Consider the following 18,932-nt stretch of genomic DNA (forward strand, 5'->3'; position numbering starts at 1 on the left):
ATATTGTTTTTAAATTACTATATTTACTATTTATTCCTCCATTTTTTTTTCACTTTCTCCCACAACCAAAACTTATCTTCTGTTAACTCTACATAATATAATTCGTTGCCTTCTGGTACTAAAATCACACCTAACATTCGCTGACCTTTGGAGAACTTCACCTTCTTCTCCATTTTTTGACCATCTCTTACCATTTGTATCACAAATTCATTAGGGGCAAGGGAAATAGCTTCTGCCAATTGATCCCTCCTATTGATCGTCATGCCATGTAAGGTCAGCAAAATATCACCGGATTTTATCCCGGCCTTTGGTCCTGGAGTATCAATTACCGTATCTAATACCATAAGCCCCTCTGTTGGCGGCACATAACGAGGAATGCCTTCCAATTCTCGTCGACTGTCTAGTTGAATTAGCATTTCATGGCCTAAGAAAGAGACCATCGCCGCCACAACTTGCAGCCATTTATAATGAATGGATAATAAGGCTAATGCCAAGAGTATAATACTATAAATAGCTAAATGAAAGGCTGAGTTACGTCGGCGCATTTTAGGTGAACTAGCTACCGCAATATCGGTGTAGCCTAAAGCAGCAACTACGGGAATCATCGCGTACATCCATGTATGTCCTTCGGGCAGACTCATATTGATTGGCAACAAAGGCCACCAGTCAGGCATAGGCAATACTCCTGCCGGAACCTTACTTTCAGGCAATGCAACCGCCGACATCAAAAGCAAGGGCAGTGGCCAAAAGTTTTGTAAATTAAAAGCCCCTACTAATTGTCCATTGCCTCGCCTTAAAATAACAGGCATACTGCCATAATATCCACTGATGGCAATTAATATACTTTCGGTTATATGAAGAACTGCCACTAACACTAATACCTGAGATACATCTACCGCTGGCCAGCCAATTAATGCTTTGGACAAAGCCACTAATCCTCCCGCATAGGCAAAACATAAAAAGCGCATATTAACTGCCATTAGTAAAATAGCCACCGGCCAAATGTAGGCAAGACCTAATTGATCTACATTAATTCCGACGACAGTTAATAGAAAACTCCCCAACATACCCCCGATGCTCCCTAGCATTACAGCTAAGGTCACCTGCTGGGTCAGTGAAAAACCGCATACTCCAAACATCCGTTTTTGACTTTTCTGCAATTGCCAATATTGATAAGTAACCAGGGCGATAATCATCCAAAATATGGGTTCAAAATAAGCTGCTACCACACCACCAATCGCCAGTCGAATCAATTCCTGCCATGGAAACATCATCTCACCTCAAAATTTAAAATATTAGTGGGTAAAACATAGAACCTTTTAACCACAGAGGCGCAGAGAGCACTGAGGGGGCTAATATCTTAAATCCAATCTTTTCTCTGTGTCCTCTGTGCCTCTGCTGTTCAATCCCTTCGTTCCTAACTACATTCAAAAAACTATAAATTTACCATTAGAAAAAAGCGGCTAAGCAAAAGCCCGCCGCTACTTTTCTTTATTTGCCTAACTTTTCTTTTACGAATTGTGTGGCTTTGTCTAGTTGTATATCCTTAGTTGCATCCTTTTCCATTTCTACCTTTATATCTGGCTCAATACCAATTCCATTGATGGAACGATCATTAGGTGTTAAGTATTTTGCAATCGTCAATTTTATCGCACTGCCATCTAATCTAAGTACGGTTTGCACAGAGCCCTTACCATACGTTTTAGTGCCGATCAAGGTACCAGAAGCAGTATCTTGAATGGCTCCTGACACAATCTCGGAAGCACTCGCACTTCCGCCGTTTACTAGCACTGCCACAGGATATTTTACCGCTTCCAAGTTAGAAGAGTGAGTTTCTCTATGCCCATCTCGGGTGACTACAGAAACAACCGGCCCTTTTGGTACAAATTTACTAGCAACTTTCACACTTTCTTCTAATAATCCTCCAGGATTATCCCGAAGATCTAGAATAATGCCCTGCATACCTTCGGCTTCTAATTCTTGATATTTTTGATTAAAGTCACTTCCTGTGTTTTCATTAAACATAGAAATACGAATGTAACCAATTTTATTAGGCAGCATTTTGCCTGATACGGTTTTAATTTGAATGTTGGATCGTTGTAAAACAACATCCTTCATCGGCTCAGTTTCATGCCGAATCGTGAGTGTGACTTGTGAACCTTCTGGACCACGGATTTTGCCCACGGCTTCATCCAATGCCATATCCTTTGTATCTTTTCCATCAATCTTAATGATTTGATCCCCGCTTTTGATTCCTGCCTTATCACTAGGTGTACCTTCAATCGGCGAAACGACAGTCAAAGTCTTGTCCTTTACCCCAAGAACCATGCCGACGCCACCAAAGGAACCTTCCGTTTCCACCATGAATTCCTTATACATCTTGGGATCCATATAAACGGAATGAGGATCACCCAAAGAGCTAACCATACCTTTCACAGCACCTGCTACCAAGGTATCCGTGTCTACAGGCTCCACATAGCGAGCCTTCACAATCTGCAAGGCCCGGAAGAACTTTAACGTGCTGACAATATCCGCGGAATTTCCTCTTAAAAGATATAAGAATCCAGCGGTTGTTACAGTGAAGGTAAATACAACCAATAAAATGGCTGCTACTATAATTTTACGACGACTCAATACATACACCCCAATTCGAGAGTTGAATCTACGTTCACCTCTTCGCTAATATACCCTATAAACACACACATATTAACTATATGCAGAACACGCATTAAATATTCCATAAGGGCACCCACTTTGGGTACCCTTATGGCAAATTATCAACCTTTTATGGCAAGTAGTCCATTGGATTTGTTGGTGATCCGTTCTGCCGCACTTCAAAATGCAAATGAGGTCCTGTAGAGTAACCTGTCGAACCTACTCGGGAAATAACTTCTCCCTTACGTACTCTTTGCCCTTCACTGACTAGCAACTCCGAATTATGCCCATATAAAGTAGAAATGCCATTACCGTGCTCGATAATTACCGCTTTACCATAGCCACCCATCCAATCTGCATACATAACGACACCACTATCCGCTGCTCTGACCGAATCTCCATAATCAGCGCCAATATCAATACCACTATGGTAACGTGATGTACCAAAAATCGGATGGGTGCGCCAACCATAGGGTGACGTAATTTCAGTAACGTCTGTCGGCCACATCATAGAGCCTGTACCACTGCTAGGCCCTTGCTTCTTATTTTGGTTTCGGCGAATCATATCTTCAATCTTACGTGAGGTTTCTAGGAGTTCCTGGTAGGATTGCTCTGCAGTATCCCGCTCATTAACTGCAGAAGCCAAAACAGCTTCTCGTTCTTTCTTACTGGACTCAATAATCTTTTTCTTTTCTATTGCTACTTGCTTCAATGTTAAAATTGAGGCCCGATCACTTTCTAATTCTGACTTTTTCTGTAATACTAATTCTCGTTCAGCCTTTATTTTGACGATTAGCTCAATGTCTTTGTTCATAATGCGTTTCAAAATTTCCATACGAGTCGTAAAATCGCCAAAATCATTTGCACCAAATAGCACATCCAAATAATTTAGCTGACCATTTTGATAAATATCTCGAATACGCTTATTTAAAATCACACCGCGTTCTGACAAACTTTTTTCCGCTTTAGCCAGAACAACAGAATTTACCTCAATTTTTTCTTCTGTCTCACTTAGCTTCTTTTGGACAGAAAGATAATCACCTTGTGCATTATCTAGTTCCATCTGCACTTTTTGCAACTGGTCAGAAACACTCTCTACCTTCCGTTTAGCCTGGGCTGATTTCTCCTGTTGCACCTGCATTTGCTGCTGCACCTGCTGTTGCTGCTCTGCCAATTCATTGGCTAAGGCAGGACCAACAGCTATAATCATCATAACAAGTGCTAAACCTAAGGCCAAATACCGTTTGCTACTAAACATCAAACCCCTCCTGCTTACCCACTATACTTTCATAAATCGACGTAGTGATATGGTGCTGCCAAGAGCCCCTATCACCGTGCCTGTTACCAATAGCACTACACTTATGTTTGTAATAAATGGGTATTGGGGGATTAGCGGTAAAAATGCCAGGGATTCATACACTTGATGTATCAAAACTCCATAGGTTTCATTTAAACACAATACGGCAACCAACGCTCCACCAAACCCTAACATCATACCTTCCAATAAGAAAGGCCAACGAATAAACCAATTTGTGGCACCCACATATTTCATAATACCGATCTCTTTACGCCGGGCAAATACGGTAATACGGATCGTATTGGAAATAATAAATAGCGCAGCTAAGGCTAAAAATAGAATGATAACCAAACCAAAGATTCGCACCATTCTCGTTAACGCAAAAAGCTGTTCCACTACTTCTTGACCAAATTTTGCATTTTCTACCCCTTTTAATTGAGTAATGGCTTGGGCTACTGGTTTTACACGATCTGTCCTGTCCACCTTGACCTCAAAGGCATTTGGCAGTGGGTTTGCTTCACCAAGGGCATTCAGCAAGCTCTGCTGTTCTCCTAAACGCTGTTTGAAGCGTTTCATGGCTTCTTCTTTATCAATGAAGTTCACTTGCACAACACCAGGCAGCTTTGTAATACGAGTTCCCACTTCACGCATCTCGTGCTCACTTAAACCATCCTGCAGATATACAGAAATCTGTACCTGTGATTCTAACGTAGAAGCCATATTATTTAAATTTAAAACCATTACCAAAAACATACCCAAAATGAGCAGAGACAAGGCCACAGTACTAACTGACGCAAAGCTCATTAGGCCATTTCGCCTAAGAGAAGAGACTGCTTCTCTGATAAAATACTCCATCGTTCTAATCTTCATAACCGTATACCCCTTTCACCTGATCCCGAGCAATACGGCTTTTTTCAATTGCAATAACTCGTTTTTTCATAGCATCTACCACAGTCTTATCATGAGTAGCCATAACAATGGTTGTCCCATCTTTATTAATTCGTTCAAAGATTTTCATAATTTCCCAAGACGTTTCTGGATCTAAGTTTCCTGTAGGCTCATCAGCAATCACTACTACAGGATTATTGACAATGGCTCTTGCAATTGCAATGCGCTGTTGCTCACCACCGGATAGTTCACCAGGGAAGTTCTTGGCTTTGTGCCGCAAACCAACTAAGTCCAATACATGAGATACGCGTTTTTGAATTTCTCGACGAGAGGACTCAATTACCTGCATAGCAAATGCTACATTTTCATACACCGTTTTATTCGGCAACAAGCGATAATCTTGAAATACAATACCTAAATTGCGCCTCAAGTAAGGTACTTCTGAAGGCTCTAACTCGCCCACATTACGGCCATTGACAATTAATTTACCTTTTGTCGGCAGCTCCTCCCGAAAAATCATCTTTATAAAGGTGGATTTACCTGCCCCACTGGGGCCCACCACAAATACAAAATCACCTTTAGGAATGTCAACCGTAATATCAGAGAGGGCGACACAACCATTATCATAAATTTTAGAAACACCATCTAAATGAATCAACTATAGTCACTCTCCCTACTACCAGAAAAATTTCAGCTCTACTTGTAATTCTTTGACGTTTATACCAAAATCCCTTTTTTTTGCTGTTAATTTTCACAATCCAACTTTTTCAAAGTTATATTTTGTAAAAATACCCGCGAGGATACTATTCTTAGTAGTAATAAGAAAGATATGCTCAATAAATTGTCTCCAAGCAATTGCTGTATTTATTTTAATTACATCCTAAATCATGGTTTCCTCAATTTAAAACCAGCTTATAATGTTTTCAGAAATAACCCTTCTTTTTGACCTTATATTATTTTTGTTTGGATAGCCTACAGATATAACAGCCATTAATTCTAACTCCTTTGAAGCTCCCAACATTTCTTTCACCAGATCTTCATTTTTTAGTATCTCACCAATCCAACAAGTACCTAAACCAAGCTCATGGGCAGCTAGTAACATATTCTGTATTGCGGCTCCGATTGCTTGCACATGTTTTAGATAAATACCCTCTACTTTATTATCTACCACTTTAGTATCAAGAAAGACTGCTATCAAGCAGGGTGAAGTCTGTAGCCAACTTTGATAAATCGTTAGCGATGAAAGCCTTTTAATTAGCTCTTCATTATTCATTACAACAGAAAATTTCCATGGTTGTAGATTATTACCTGAAGGAGCCCAACTCGCAGCAGTTAGTATTTTAGTAATATCGTTTTTGCTTATTTTTTCTGATGTATAGGATCTAATACTTCTGCGGTTTACTATTGTTGACATGATTGAATCCATTTTGAATCCCTCTACTCTTTGCTATTATTTTATTAGGATTACCTGTGATACTATATATTACTTTATATCTGAAGTAGGATATTCCTGCTACGTTTCGCCTTAAGATTACATATCTTAGCAATATATGAATTTATCTGCAAAATAGCAGGAGTTTTATGCTATATCGCTAATTTATTATGATTATGTTTTACTGCTTATTTTTACATAATTAAAAAGATCATGTCTTTAAGACCTTCTTTTTCCAAAGTAGAAAATCTTAGATGAAACAAAATTGGAGGTAAGTATGCAATATCGAATCCAAGGAAATAGTGAAAATGTTAATTGGCAAGAAGTTTGCAATGTACTCCGCGAAGCAGGCTTGGCAACTCATTCTGCAGAATTGACGAGGAAAGCATTTGAAAATAGCTACCGTGTAGTATTTGTATTTAATAATGAATCGTTAATTGGGGTAGGTCGGGCTATTTCAGATGGTGCGTACCAGGCAGCGATTTACGATATTGCTGTTCTCCCTTCCTATCAAGGAAAAAACATTGGCAGACTGGTTGTTGAAGAGATTCTTAAGGGTTTAGAGGATATGAATATCATCTTGTATGCAAGTCCAGGAAAAGAACCATTTTATCGCAAAATTGGCTTTCACAAAATGCTTACAGGGATGGCAAGATTTACGAAGGAAAGAGTAATGCGTGAAAGAGGCTTTATTGAATAAGTTACGAACACAGCTGTCCGCGAATCGGAGCAGCTGTGTCTTTTTTGTAGTACCAAAAAGTATAAGTTTTGTTGTTGTTTGTAGGTCGCTTCGAGTCCATATTATTAACGCTTCACCGTGTTACTTGACTTACGCTTATAATAACATGAACCCGTCGCTTGATCAGTGGACTAAAAGGACGCAAAGTGTTTTTCTTATGGTATCAGAATTTATAAGTTTCTAGTTAAAAAGATTGAACCACAAAGACACAATGCCGCTATCGCGGCACACAAAGAAGATGGGAATGAGATGGATAGAACCCCTTTGTGACCTTTGTGTCTTTGTGGTTCAAAAAGGACGCGTATTGTTATTCTTACGTTCTTTACACTGGTACAATCTTTACCTGCCGTTAAAGATTGCGCCAATGTATAATGTCGTCGCCCCTAACACAATTACCAAGCCAAAATACCACCAAGCGACTGCTAATCGCTGACTTAGCGTAAGGTGATAATAATTGTAATCATCCTTCAGGTCGACATTTTTCCAAATCCGATATAAAGAAAACAAAAAAAATAAAAGCAGGAAAAAATTATAAGTATATAAATATAACCCCCCAATCACAAGACTTCCTAACCACCAAAGACGATGGGTAATGGCAACGGCAATACGACCTCCATCCAGGGGGTCGCAGGGAATTAGATTAAATAAATTTAGTAAACAGGCAGTATAGGAAAGAACTAATAACAAAAGACTATCCGTCCATAAGTAGAAGGCTAAACAAATCAATGCACTTAAAGTTCCCATCGCCGGTCCACCGATTGCTACGTTGGCTTCCATTTTTGCATTACGAGGCAATTCCTTGATTCTTATAATTGCCCCAATAAAGGGAAGAAATACAGGGCGAGAAACATTTAGACCAACTACCTTTGCTGCCATTAAATGTCCCCATTCATGAAGCAGAAGTAAGAGCACAAAACCAATCGCAAAAGACATACCAAAGGCCATTGCATAAACAAATATAGAAAGCACCATAGATACAGCCATGGTTACCCCAGATCCCATCTTTAACATGGCAATCAAGCCTACTAAAAAAAGGGCTAACTTACCCAGCATCTTTCTACCCAAACTGACTACTTGCCATGCCTTCATCCTTTACCCTCCATACGATATAAAAAATACGTAGCTTATTTTGAACCACAGAGACACAGAGAAAAGATAGGGAAAGTTAGAGCCCCTCTGCGTACTCTGCGCCTCTGTGGTTAAATCGTTTTATCATAACAAAAAACGCCCCTCTACATGTGTATGCATGTGAGGAGCGTTTTATCTTTATTGGAACTTATTTCTTCCGACTAACTGCTTTCTTGGCAGCAGCTACAATATCTTCTGCTGTTAAATGATATTTTACTAATAGAGAACTAGGAGTTCCGGACTCACCAAAGGTATCCATTACACCTACACGTTCCATTGGTACTGGGTTATTTTCTACTACTACTTCGGCAACAGCACTGCCAAGGCCACCAATAATGCTATGTTCTTCACAAGTGACAATTGCACCTGTGTCAGAAGCTGCCTTAATAATTGCTTCCCGATCAATTGGCTTAATGGTATGTATGTTAAGAACTCTTGCTGAGATTCCAGCAGCAGCAAGTTCTTCGGCGGCTTGTTTTGCAGTTGCCACCATAATTCCTGTGGCAATAATGGTAACATCTTTACCATCTACAAGCTGTACTGCCTTACCAAGTTCAAAAGTATAATCAGCGGCAAATAAATCTGGCACTGACATACGGCCCAAGCGAATATAAACAGGACCATCATAGGTAGCCGCAAAAGCCACAGCTTTACGGGTCTCTTCTGCATCTGCAGGCACAATGACTGTCATATTTGGAATGCTGCGCATTAAAGAAATATCTTCAATGGATTGGTGAGAAGCTCCATCTTCACCAACTGTCAAACCAGCATGGGTTGCGGCAATCTTTACATTAAGTTTTGGATAACAAATTGAATTACGAATTTGTTCAAAAGCACGACCTGCAGCAAACATTGCAAAGGTAGATACGAAAGGAATCTTACCACTCGCTGCTAGACCTGCCCCAATCCCCATTAAATTTTGTTCTGCAATTCCTACGTTAAAAAAACGCTCAGGAAAGGCTTTCTTAAATACTGCTGTCTTGGTCGATTTTGATAAATCCGCATCCAATACCACAATATCCTTATGTTTTTCGCCAAGTTCTTTTAGTATGTCTCCATATGCTTCACGAGTTGCTAACCCCATTTTTTAACACCTCTCATCGGCTGATGATAACCGCTTTTAGCGTTCATCCAACCTATTTATATTTATTTTGATTCGAGATCATTTAATTGTGCCATAAACAATTCACACTGCTCGCGACTAGGCGCTTTGCCATGCCAATCTGCTTTATTTTCCATTTCACATACGCCTTTCCCTTTTATGGTTGTGGCAACGATCATGGTAGGTTTGCCTTTTATTGTTTTTGCAGTTTGAATCGCAGCATAAATAGCTTGGATATCATGTCCATCAATCTCAATAACATGCCAATTAAAAGCTTGCCATTTTTCTGGTATAGGCAGTGGTGAAAGTACTTCTGAAACAGGACCATCGATTTGTAATCCGTTAAAATCAACAAAAGCTGTTAGATTATCCAATTTGTAATGAGCAGCAAACATGGCTGCTTCCCATACCATTCCTTCTTCTAGTTCCCCATCTCCAAGAACTGCGTATACGCGATTGGTACGTCCATCAAGACGAGCAGCTAAGGCCATACCCGATGCAGCACTTAAGCCCTGTCCTAGGGAACCTGTGGACATATCAATCCCAGGTAAACTCTTCATGCTAGGATGTCCTTGGATACGACTGTCAATCTTACGCAATGTCAATAGTTCTTCCTTGGGGAAAAAGCCCTTTTCTGCCAACGTTGCATACAAGACAGGAGCTGCATGTCCTTTTGACAAAACAAAACGATCACGGTCAACCTGATGAGGATCACTCGGATTTACATTCATTTCAGCAAAATATAATGTTGTTAAAATATCAGCTGCGGATAGGGAACCCCCTGGGTGACCCGATTGAGCCTCCGTAACCATTGCTACAATATTAGAGCGAATGGATTTTGCATAACTCTCTAATTGAGATACTTTTTCTTGCGTTAGTTTTTCAGCCATAGATACAACCTCCTTTAGTTTTAAGAAAAATGCTTATGTCTTTAACCCTTGTTTACTTCTGTAAATCCTTCGCCTAATACTTCATGCGCTGTTGTCACAATTACAAAAGCCTTAGGATCAATTTGGTAAATCACCTCTTTGAGTTGAGTTACCTCACTGGTGCTTACCACACACAATAATGTTTCCCTAGACTCCCCAGTGTAGCCACCCTTTGCTTGCAGTACAGTCACACCCCGATCCATTTCATTGATAATGGCAGCAGCCACCTGTTTCGGTTGGTTGCTCATAACAAAAAAGGCCTTGGATGTACTAGGTCCTTCTTGCACTAGATCAACAATTTGACCTGTAACAAACATGGAGATTAAAGCATATAAGGAAAGTTCAGCACTTTTAAAGGCTAAACCTGCAAACACAATTACAAAAAAATCGGCTGCCATCATAGCTTGCCCAATTCGGATTCCTAGTATTTTATTGAGAATAACAGCAGCTAAGGCCGTTCCAGCCGTATTGCCCTTGGACCGAAATACCAATCCCATACCAATACCGCCCACCACTCCACCGTACAACGAATTTAACAATAAATCCGATGTTAGCACAGGGGTAAAAGGAGCCGTAAGATCAATCATTATGGACAACATAGCAGCACCAAATAAAGTATTAATCCCATAACGGGCCCCTAATACTTTAAGACCAATAATAAACAAAGGAACATTAAAGACCAGCATAATTACACCGACCGGCCAGTTTAACAAATAATAAAGTACTGTTGCTAGACCACTTACGCCGCCCGCTGCTATTTTATTTGGAATTAAAAACATATTCAAACTAATCGCAGTAATCAAGGCGCCTAGGGTAATTCCCAAATAATCACGCCATGCTATTTTCCTCATCATTATGCCTTCCCGCACTTTCTTTGAGAAATAAGTTCCAACGCTAACTCTGCATTCTGAAACGCTTTATCCCGTAACTGGGCACTCTGTTTCGCCTTCGAAGGGTTCATCCCTGTACTCGTAGGCCATAGCTGCCGCACCTTCTCAACCAACATCTGACTATCTATATTTTGCAGTGTTCCTACATGACACTCTCCCAAAGACTCAAGAAAACGATCAATCTTCGGATCGTAAGAAATGCCAACCATAGGGACATGCATAACGGCAGCAAAAATCAAAGCATGAAGCCGTATACCTATTAATACATTAAAATTCCCTACTAAGGATAACAACTCACTCGTCGTGTACTCTTCATCTAATACAATAGATTGTTTTTTTGTGCGAATGGCCATTTTTTTTGATACGGAACAATCCTCTGGCCACTGCATGGGTAAAAACACAATTTTAGCCCCAAATTCCACTGCTAATTGGTCAGCGACTTCCACGAGGGCCTGTTTATAATGTTTCCAATCCTTCCATTCTCGAACGGAAATACCAATTAGTGGTGCTGTACCTTCAACACCAGCCTTTTGCAAAATTCTTCTACCAATCTGCTTATCCACTTGGTGCATTGCTAGCACAGGATCCGCAGTAACGTGAATGGGTGGCTTCACTACTCTAAGTCTTTTTAATTCAGCAAGAGAGCCTTCGTCTCGTACAGTAATTAAATCTACCATATTGCCAATATAACGCATAGCACTTCTCGCCAAGGTTCCCCGTACAGGCCCTATACCTTGGGCATAGAGCATCACAGGCGTACCTAATTTTTTAGCCAGCATCATAATGCTTAGATAATAATATAAACTCCGCTCACTCGTCACATCCTGGAGCAAGCTGCCACCACCGCTAATCAGTAACTGGCTTCGTGATAAAGTTCGGGCAATCTCCGGGTAATTTAATCGATAGATAGCCGCTACTCCATGGCGCCTGCGAGTATCCTCTGGATTACCCGAAAGTACCGTAATCTTTATATCTGATGCAAGTTCAGTTAATACTTCAATCATGGCTGCCAACATTGCTTCATCACCGGCATTACCAAAACCGTAGTACCCTGAAATAACAATCTCACTCATTCTCAGTAGGTCTCCTTCCTAGGACAACAGACAAATAGCAGAGCAACTGTACACCAATTACCGCCAATATACCCATACCAATCCCTGCTACCATACCATCTATACCACGGACAAAAGACATAAAGACAGGAGTGCGTATGTGGGCAAAGGTTTCTACTAGAGAACCTTGAGCGATAGTAGCAACTACAACTAAGGTATAGTGTACTACTCTTGGCCATTGGCGATACAAGGCCATCACTGCGAGGAAAAAGGCAGGATGCCCTATCATAAACTCTTTTTCCCGAGGTCTAGCAAACATTACTCTCTCCAAAAAAGCCCGCATTTTAAGTTCAATATCAGGTACAGGCACACCTGCAGTGTGACCCGATCTACCCACAAATACCCATCCGGCTAGAGCTACTAAAGCAAATATCACTAAGGTTTTAATTTGTACAGGATAATTCAGCAATTTTACTACTTGCTGCCAAACATCTTTACGATTTTCTTGCTCCGTTGCCAATAAATTATACCGAGTTAAATACACGACGGTAATTAAGAGAAGAGGAGCAACAAAGGTTAATTTTACGCCACGGAATATTTCCATTTCGAGAAAAAAACGCACATCACCAAGTACAGCAGCGACATACATACCACCAATCATTGACAGTATAACGGTAATTATTAAACCACCGATCCCATCTCTAATAATACCAATTAGAGGTTTACGACCTTGAATAGTCATACCTCTCCAACGATCAATTTGCCAGGTCATGGCCAGAACAGGAAAAATAATCGCACTAAATAAGGCGACAGCCTGGCGAACCACATCCCCACTCCCTTTTACTAAAGGAAATGTAAAGATAAGACCTAGAAGCAGCAACAATCCATATTGGTATTTAGGGGAGAAAGGACGCACTAACGTCAAAAACAATACTCCTGCAGCTACTGCACCAAGTGCAATGATCGCTAATAAAAATTTATTAGGGAAATAAGGTTGGTATGTACCGGCACGCCCTATGGTAAAACCGCTATTGATCAAACCATCACGCACATCGGCCACATATTCCAAATTAGTTTCTATAAGGGTCTTGCCTGGTTCCGCTTTGTCATACTTTCGCAAAAGATTAACACGTATATTACGCTCTTGATCCGTTACGATCCAGCGCTGTACAGCTTCTGCCTGCTTTAACTTAGGCTGTTCATCTTTGGGAATCACATAAACTCGCGCTGCCTTATAATCATTGGCAACCGCCATAGGCACAAGACCTTCTTGTTTGAAGAACTGCAGCTGTAATGGATGTTCAATTAAGTCTAAGGTTAGCTGTTTTTCTTTGACCTTTTTCAAGGTTACGGGTAAAAGATCTGGATACCCTAATGCTTCATCTCCAGTAAACATTAACGAAGAAACCTTATCTATACCTGCTAATCGGTCAAACACACCTAACACATCTGATTCTTGTACTTTTGAATAGTTACTAGGCCGAGCTACGACCCAAAATCCTTGGCTTGCCACATAACGCATCTCATCCGTAGGCAACCCAAGATTCCATTTAATTACTTTTTCATAATTAGCTTTAACAGATAAAATCTGTTTTTGACTGTCAAGAAGGGTTACCCTTTCAGGACTTAAGCGCTTGCTTAAATCTTCCTTAACCTCGGCAAAAACTTGTGGGTCACGACCAATTACATATACATCTTCCGCTTTAATACGCCCTGTCTCTACCAAGTTCCGCCAAACAATATCACTCAGCATACCGGTATGGTATTGCTGTAACAATTGGGCACCAGAAAGAGACGTCACCTTACCGCTTTTATTTAATTTTTCTAAGGTAGTCTCGTAGACTGCGAGGGAAGTAATACCTGCATCCTTAATTCGTTGCATCAAAGCATCTATAGGAGCACCCTCAAGCTGTGCCAATTCAAGAACATCTTCATATTCCATAACCATTTCAACGGTTGTATTGTTTTCTTCTACCTTATGACGCTGCCATACAATAGATAAGGCTGCGACTAAGCCAATTGCAATCAATGCTACTAATATCCGATTATATGTAAACTGTTTCAACAATCAATCCCACCTCATACATAAATAAGTTCATGTAACTATATTCTAACCGCTTTCTGCAATACTTTATGCAACTTCATCATATTCTGTCAGAACTGCCCAATATCCTGCTTATCGGTAAAATTTTTATTATTAAATAGAGAAAAAACAAGGTTACTAAAAAAAAATTGCCCTTGGGTGAAGGGCTAGTGGGGGCGGTTATCCAAATATAAATTCACTTTCCCACTTTCCATTACAATGTCACGAACATTTACGTGGAATGGTAACTTATTTAAATCCACTAGAGGAATCTCTGTTAAAAGAGTACCACCAATATTGCCTGTCATTCTATTATTAATTAAAAATCGTTCCGTAACAAACTTGATTTTTTGGCCATCGCCTACTACTTTGCCTTCCATGCTCACAGCCACATTGGCAAAACCGCCAAGGGCAAACGTACTTGTCGCCTTTATCTTATCCGAGGTAATATCCACGACTGCGTTTTTTACCCCTTTTACAGATTGGTTCAAGTATTTGGCTAACTCTTCTTGCGTAACTATAGCCTTAATATCTACATCACCAACAGATTGAAGGGCGACTACCTTGCGCGTTAAGAGTGCCCCCATATCTAACTGGGCATTTTTCAATGTTATATCCATCTGGGCAAACTGAATTTTATCCCCTTTTACCTGTTGGGCGCTAAGAGCAATTTCATCAAACTTACCACCTAACATGTATAAAGCAGGCCTTTTAGTTAGGGTGACTGCTACTTGCTCACTCCCTACAAGCCCCATCATACCCTTAGCCACAATATCAGATAGTATCGTTGGCAGCAGTAGCTCTGCTGCTACTACCAAAATAAGTACTGCCACTACAAGACGCAAGCCCTTTGTCACAGGATACGCCCCCTTAATTCACTACTTCCCGCTTTTTAAAAAAGCTTCGATGAAGATGTTTAATTCTCCGTCCATAACGGCGTGAACATTGCCCACTTCCGCGCTAGTACGGTGATCTTTTACCATATTGTAAGGATGAAATACGTAGGAACGAATTTGGCTGCCCCACTCAATTGCTTGGTAATCGCCGCCAAGCTCATTTTTTATATTCTCCTGTTTCTGCCGTTCTAATTCATACAACTTAGCCCGCAGCATTTTCATACACTGTTCCCGATTTTTAATTTGAGAACGTTGGGTTTGACATTGCACGATACTGCCTGTTGGAATGTGAGTCATGCGTACAGCAGAGTCCGTCTTATTAATATGCTGCCCACCAGCACCACTGGCGCGATAAGTATCAACTCGAACATCTGCCATATTGATGTCAATTTCCACATTGTCATCAATTTCTGGCATAACATCAACTGCCGCAAAAGAGGTATGACGACGACCACTGGCATCAAAAGGAGAAATACGCACTAGGCGGTGTACCCCTTTCTCGGATTTTAAATATCCATAGGCATTTGGCCCGGATACCAAAATGGTAGCACTCTTCACGCCGGCTTCATCACCAGCCAAAAAGTCCATGGTCTCAACCTTGTAGCCATTCTTCTCTGCATAACGCACATACATCCGAAGTAACATTTGAGCCCAGTCCTGTGCTTCCGTACCACCAGCCCCGGCATGCAACGTAAGTATGGCATTACTACCATCATGTTCTCCCGAGAGCATTAAGGCAACTTCCAAACGTTCAATATCTTGAGTCATTTTATCAATGGCTGCCACTACTTCTGGGTATACACTTTCATCCTTTTCTTCCATACCCATTTGCCACAGCAAACCTAAGTCTTCATATTCAGTGGATAGCTGTTCAAATTGAGCAACACTATCTTTAAGTACATTTAGTTCCTGAGCCACTTTTTGGGCAGTATTCGTGTCATCCCAGAATCCTGGCCCGCCCATCTGATCTTCTAATAGAGAAATACGCTCTTCTTTGCCAGCAACGTCAAAGAGAAGCCCTCACTTCAACTAATTTTTGTTCAAAAGCAGCAATCTGCACTCGCAAATCTTCTAACAACAACTGTATCAACTCCAATAAATTTTAAAATAGGATATAAAACATTTTAACGCGAAGATACGAAGGATACAAAGAGGACGTTGAACCACAGAGGCGCAGAGGACGCAGAGGTATATATTATTTTACCCTATCCATTGCTCTGTGTTCTCTGTGCCCTCTGTGGTTCGTACTCTATTTTATATCTCTTCGTTTTTCACAAGTTCCTTACTTCGCGGCACCGCAGCATTTCTTGTACTTCTGGCCAGAACCGCAAGGACACAAATCATTACGACCAGTATGATCTTTATTGACGACTGGCTGCTGCTGTTTTTCCACTGGTTCTTCTGCCTCATCCCCATGTACAGCATGGGCTTGTTGCAAACGATCCTCTGGCGGAGCCACAATATTTACGCGGAATATATATTTTACAATATCTTCCTGAATTAAGTCGATGAGTTGCTGGAACATATCATATGCTTCAATTTTATATTCAATTAAAGGATCACGTTGACCATACGAACGCAGACTAATCCCTTCACGTAACGTATCCATTGCGTCTAAATGTTCCATCCATTTTGAGTCAACTACTTTTAGCATAACGACTTTTTCCATTTCACGCATATTGTCGCTGCCAAATAAAGTTTCCCGCGCGTCATAGGAAACGGTTGCTACCCGCAGTAACTCTGCTTGTAGTTCTTCACGGCTCAGTTTTCTCAGTTCTTCTTCTTGCAACTGGCCCTCTGGTGCAAATATTTCCTCACAATACTCGATTAAACCTTGGTAACCCCATTCTTCTGGATACAGTTTTTCATCAGCAAATAGCTCCATACCCCGGGCAACCAACTTTTCGATCATATGGAAAATATTTTCCTTCATGTTTTCCCCCACCAAAATTTGGCGGCGTTGTCCATAAATCACTTCCCGCTGCTGGTTCATTACATCATCATATTCTAACACGTGCTTACGCATGTCAAAATTGCGACCTTCTACTTTCTTTTGGGCCTGTTCAATAGAACGAGTAATTAAGCTATGCTCAATGGGCTCATCCTCTTCCATACCCAATTTATCCATGATAGCAGCAATATTGTCGGAACCAAATAAACGCATCAAATCATCTTCTAACGATAGGTAGAAATGGGACGAACCTGGATCCCCTTGACGACCTGCACGGCCACGTAACTGATTATCAATCCGGCGGCTTTCATGGCGTTCCGTACCAATGATGTGAAGTCCACCTAACTCCGCTACGCCTTCACCTAATACAATATCCGTACCACGCCCTGCCATATTGGTAGCGATTGTGACAGCCCCTAATTGACCAGCTTGCGCTACAATCTGCGCTTCCATCTCATGGAATTTAGCATTCAAAACATTATGGGGTACATCTTTCTTCTTCAGCATATCACTTAAATGTTCTGATTGTACAATGGAGGTGGTTCCTACCAATACAGGCTGACCTTTCGCATGGCGTTCCACAATGGAATCCACTACGGCCTTGTACTTAGCCCGAGTAGTTTTGTAAATTACATCAGGTAAATCCTCACGGCTAACTTCTTTATTGGTTGGGATAGTAATAACATCCAACTTGTAAATTTTCCGGAATTCTGCCTCTTCCGTTTTTGCCGTACCTGTCATACCTGACAGTTTTTTATACATACGGAAATAGTTCTGGAAAGTAATCGAAGCTAATGTCTGGCTTTCTCTTTCTACTTTTACGCCTTCTTTTGCTTCAATGGATTGGTGAAGACCATCGGAATAACGACGACCAAACATTAAACGGCCTGTAAATTCATCGACAATAACGACTTCTCCGTCTTTTACCACGTAGTCCCGATCCCGTTTCATCAAACCCTTGGCTTTTAGCGCTTGGGTAAAATGATGGGACATTTCAATATTTTCATGGTCATATAAATTTTTGATACCAAGTAGTTTTTCCGCTTTCGCGATACCACTTTCCGTAGGTGCTACGGTACGAGTTTTTTCATCTACCGTGTAGTCTTCTCCTTCTTTGAGCTTAGGAGTAATTCTTGCCATTACATGGTATAACTCTGTTGATTTCTCCCCTGGTCCGGAAATGATAAGAGGTGTGCGGGCCTCATCAATCAAGATACTATCTACTTCATCCACAATGGCATAATTTAATGGACGTTGTACCATTTGATCCGCGTAGATAACCATATTATCACGCAGATAATCAAAACCAAATTCATTATTGGTACCGTATGTAATATCTGCATGATACGCTTGTTTACGATCAACAAAATCCAGTCCATGAACAATCAAACCAACGGATAAGCCTAAAAAGCGATATACCTTTCCCATCCACTCGCTATCCCGTTTCGCTAAGTAATCATTCACTGTAACGACATGTACCCCTTCACCTGTAAGTGCGTTCAAGTAAGTGGCAAGGGTACCTACAAGGGTTTTTCCTTCCCCTGTACGCATCTCCGCAATATTACCTTCATGTAGGGTAACACCACCTAAGATCTGCACATCAAAATGCCGCATTCCAAGTACACGACGTGACGCTTCCCGCACAACTGCAAATGCTTCAGGCAAAATATCATCCAAGGTTTCGCCCTTTTCCAAACGTCGTCTAAACTCAACTGTTTTAGCCGACAGTGAACTATCACTCAACTTATGCATAGTTGGCTCAACTGTATTCACTTGCTCTACATATTTCATCATACGTTTTATTTCTTTTTCGTTATCATCACCGAATAAATTTCTTAAAAATTTAAGCAACAGGTATCAACTCCTTAATAGTTGGCATATATCATATTC

The 18,932-nt window shown here is 40.8% G+C and carries 16 protein-coding genes; 1 reads left to right on the plus strand and 15 read right to left on the minus strand.

Going from position 1 to position 18,932, the window contains the following annotated elements; translation table 11 throughout:
• Nucleotides 1-26: 26 nt before the first annotated feature.
• The 6 genes from UFO1_RS20235 to UFO1_RS20260 all read right to left on the minus strand — a co-directional run bounded on the left by UFO1_RS20235 (nt 27) and on the right by UFO1_RS20260 (nt 6,266).
• The gene (locus UFO1_RS20235; RefSeq protein WP_236639261.1) at nt 27-1,274 is read right to left on the minus strand and encodes a PDZ domain-containing protein; all 1,248 of its coding nucleotides are present in this window, start codon (nt 1,272-1,274) and stop codon (nt 27-29) included.
• Nucleotides 1,275-1,491: 217 nt separating this feature from the next.
• Nucleotides 1,492-2,634, minus strand: a complete 1,143-nt coding sequence (locus UFO1_RS20240) for a S41 family peptidase (protein WP_038673765.1) — start codon at nt 2,632-2,634, stop codon at nt 1,492-1,494.
• A gap of 151 nt (nt 2,635-2,785) precedes the next feature.
• A complete protein-coding gene (locus UFO1_RS20245; protein ID WP_038673767.1) occupies nt 2,786-3,913 on the minus strand; it encodes a murein hydrolase activator EnvC in 1,128 nt (375 codons plus the stop codon).
• A 21-nt stretch (nt 3,914-3,934) separates the two neighbouring features.
• Nucleotides 3,935-4,822, minus strand: a complete 888-nt coding sequence (ftsX, locus tag UFO1_RS20250) for a permease-like cell division protein FtsX (RefSeq protein ID WP_038673769.1) — start codon at nt 4,820-4,822, stop codon at nt 3,935-3,937.
• A complete protein-coding gene (gene ftsE / locus UFO1_RS20255; protein WP_038673771.1) occupies nt 4,812-5,498 on the minus strand; it encodes a cell division ATP-binding protein FtsE in 687 nt (228 codons plus the stop codon). Before ftsE ends, ftsX begins: the two co-directional genes overlap by 11 nt.
• Nucleotides 5,499-5,741: 243 nt before the next feature.
• Nucleotides 5,742-6,266 carry a nitroreductase gene (locus UFO1_RS20260; protein ID WP_038673772.1) on the minus strand — a complete coding sequence of 175 codons (525 nt, stop codon included), beginning with the start codon at nt 6,264-6,266 and terminating at the stop codon, nt 5,742-5,744.
• A gap of 283 nt (nt 6,267-6,549) precedes the next feature.
• Here UFO1_RS20260 and UFO1_RS20265 point away from each other — a divergent pair, with 283 nt between their 5' ends.
• On the plus strand, nt 6,550-6,972 hold the full coding sequence (locus UFO1_RS20265) for a GNAT family N-acetyltransferase (RefSeq protein WP_038673774.1): 423 nt from the start codon (nt 6,550-6,552) through the stop codon (nt 6,970-6,972).
• A gap of 378 nt (nt 6,973-7,350) precedes the next feature.
• Here UFO1_RS20265 and UFO1_RS20270 read toward each other — a convergent pair whose 3' ends face one another.
• The 9 genes from UFO1_RS20270 to secA form a co-directional block, all read right to left on the minus strand.
• Nucleotides 7,351-8,100, minus strand: coding sequence for a site-2 protease family protein (locus tag UFO1_RS20270; RefSeq protein ID WP_038673776.1), 750 nt, complete (start codon nt 8,098-8,100; stop codon nt 7,351-7,353).
• A 187-nt stretch (nt 8,101-8,287) separates the two neighbouring features.
• On the minus strand, nt 8,288-9,223 hold the full coding sequence (locus tag UFO1_RS20275; RefSeq protein ID WP_038673779.1) for a transketolase family protein: 936 nt from the start codon (nt 9,221-9,223) through the stop codon (nt 8,288-8,290).
• A gap of 62 nt (nt 9,224-9,285) precedes the next feature.
• Nucleotides 9,286-10,131 carry a transketolase gene (locus tag UFO1_RS20280; protein WP_038673780.1) on the minus strand — a complete coding sequence of 282 codons (846 nt, stop codon included), beginning with the start codon at nt 10,129-10,131 and terminating at the stop codon, nt 9,286-9,288.
• A gap of 41 nt (nt 10,132-10,172) precedes the next feature.
• Nucleotides 10,173-11,024, minus strand: a complete 852-nt coding sequence (locus UFO1_RS20285) for a YitT family protein (protein ID WP_236639263.1) — start codon at nt 11,022-11,024, stop codon at nt 10,173-10,175.
• Nucleotides 11,024-12,133 (minus strand): polysaccharide pyruvyl transferase CsaB, encoded by a 1,110-nt coding sequence (gene csaB, locus UFO1_RS20290; RefSeq protein WP_038673785.1) that lies wholly within the window; start codon nt 12,131-12,133, stop codon nt 11,024-11,026. Before csaB ends, UFO1_RS20285 begins: the two co-directional genes overlap by 1 nt.
• Nucleotides 12,126-14,177, minus strand: a complete 2,052-nt coding sequence (locus tag UFO1_RS20295; protein WP_038673786.1) for a DUF5693 family protein — start codon at nt 14,175-14,177, stop codon at nt 12,126-12,128. The genes csaB and UFO1_RS20295 overlap by 8 nt, the downstream gene beginning before the upstream one ends.
• A 185-nt stretch (nt 14,178-14,362) precedes the next feature.
• Nucleotides 14,363-15,052: a DUF2993 domain-containing protein gene (locus tag UFO1_RS20300; protein WP_038673788.1), complete on the minus strand. Its 690-nt coding sequence runs from the start codon at nt 15,050-15,052 to the stop codon at nt 14,363-14,365.
• Between the two features lie 21 nt (nt 15,053-15,073).
• Nucleotides 15,074-16,172 (minus strand): peptide chain release factor 2 gene (gene prfB, locus UFO1_RS20305; protein ID WP_236639264.1). Its coding sequence is split into 2 segments (ribosomal slippage): nt 15,074-16,099 and nt 16,101-16,172, totalling 1,098 coding nucleotides; the frame shifts between segments, so codons are not numbered across the junction.
• A 201-nt stretch (nt 16,173-16,373) separates the two neighbouring features.
• On the minus strand, nt 16,374-18,893 hold the full coding sequence (gene secA / locus UFO1_RS20310) for a preprotein translocase subunit SecA (protein ID WP_038673792.1): 2,520 nt from the start codon (nt 18,891-18,893) through the stop codon (nt 16,374-16,376).
• Between the last annotated feature and the right edge of the window lie 39 nt (nt 18,894-18,932).

This window comes from Pelosinus sp. UFO1 (genome assembly GCF_000725345.1).
In the GTDB taxonomy this organism is placed as follows: Bacteria; Bacillota; Negativicutes; order DSM-13327; family DSM-13327; genus Pelosinus.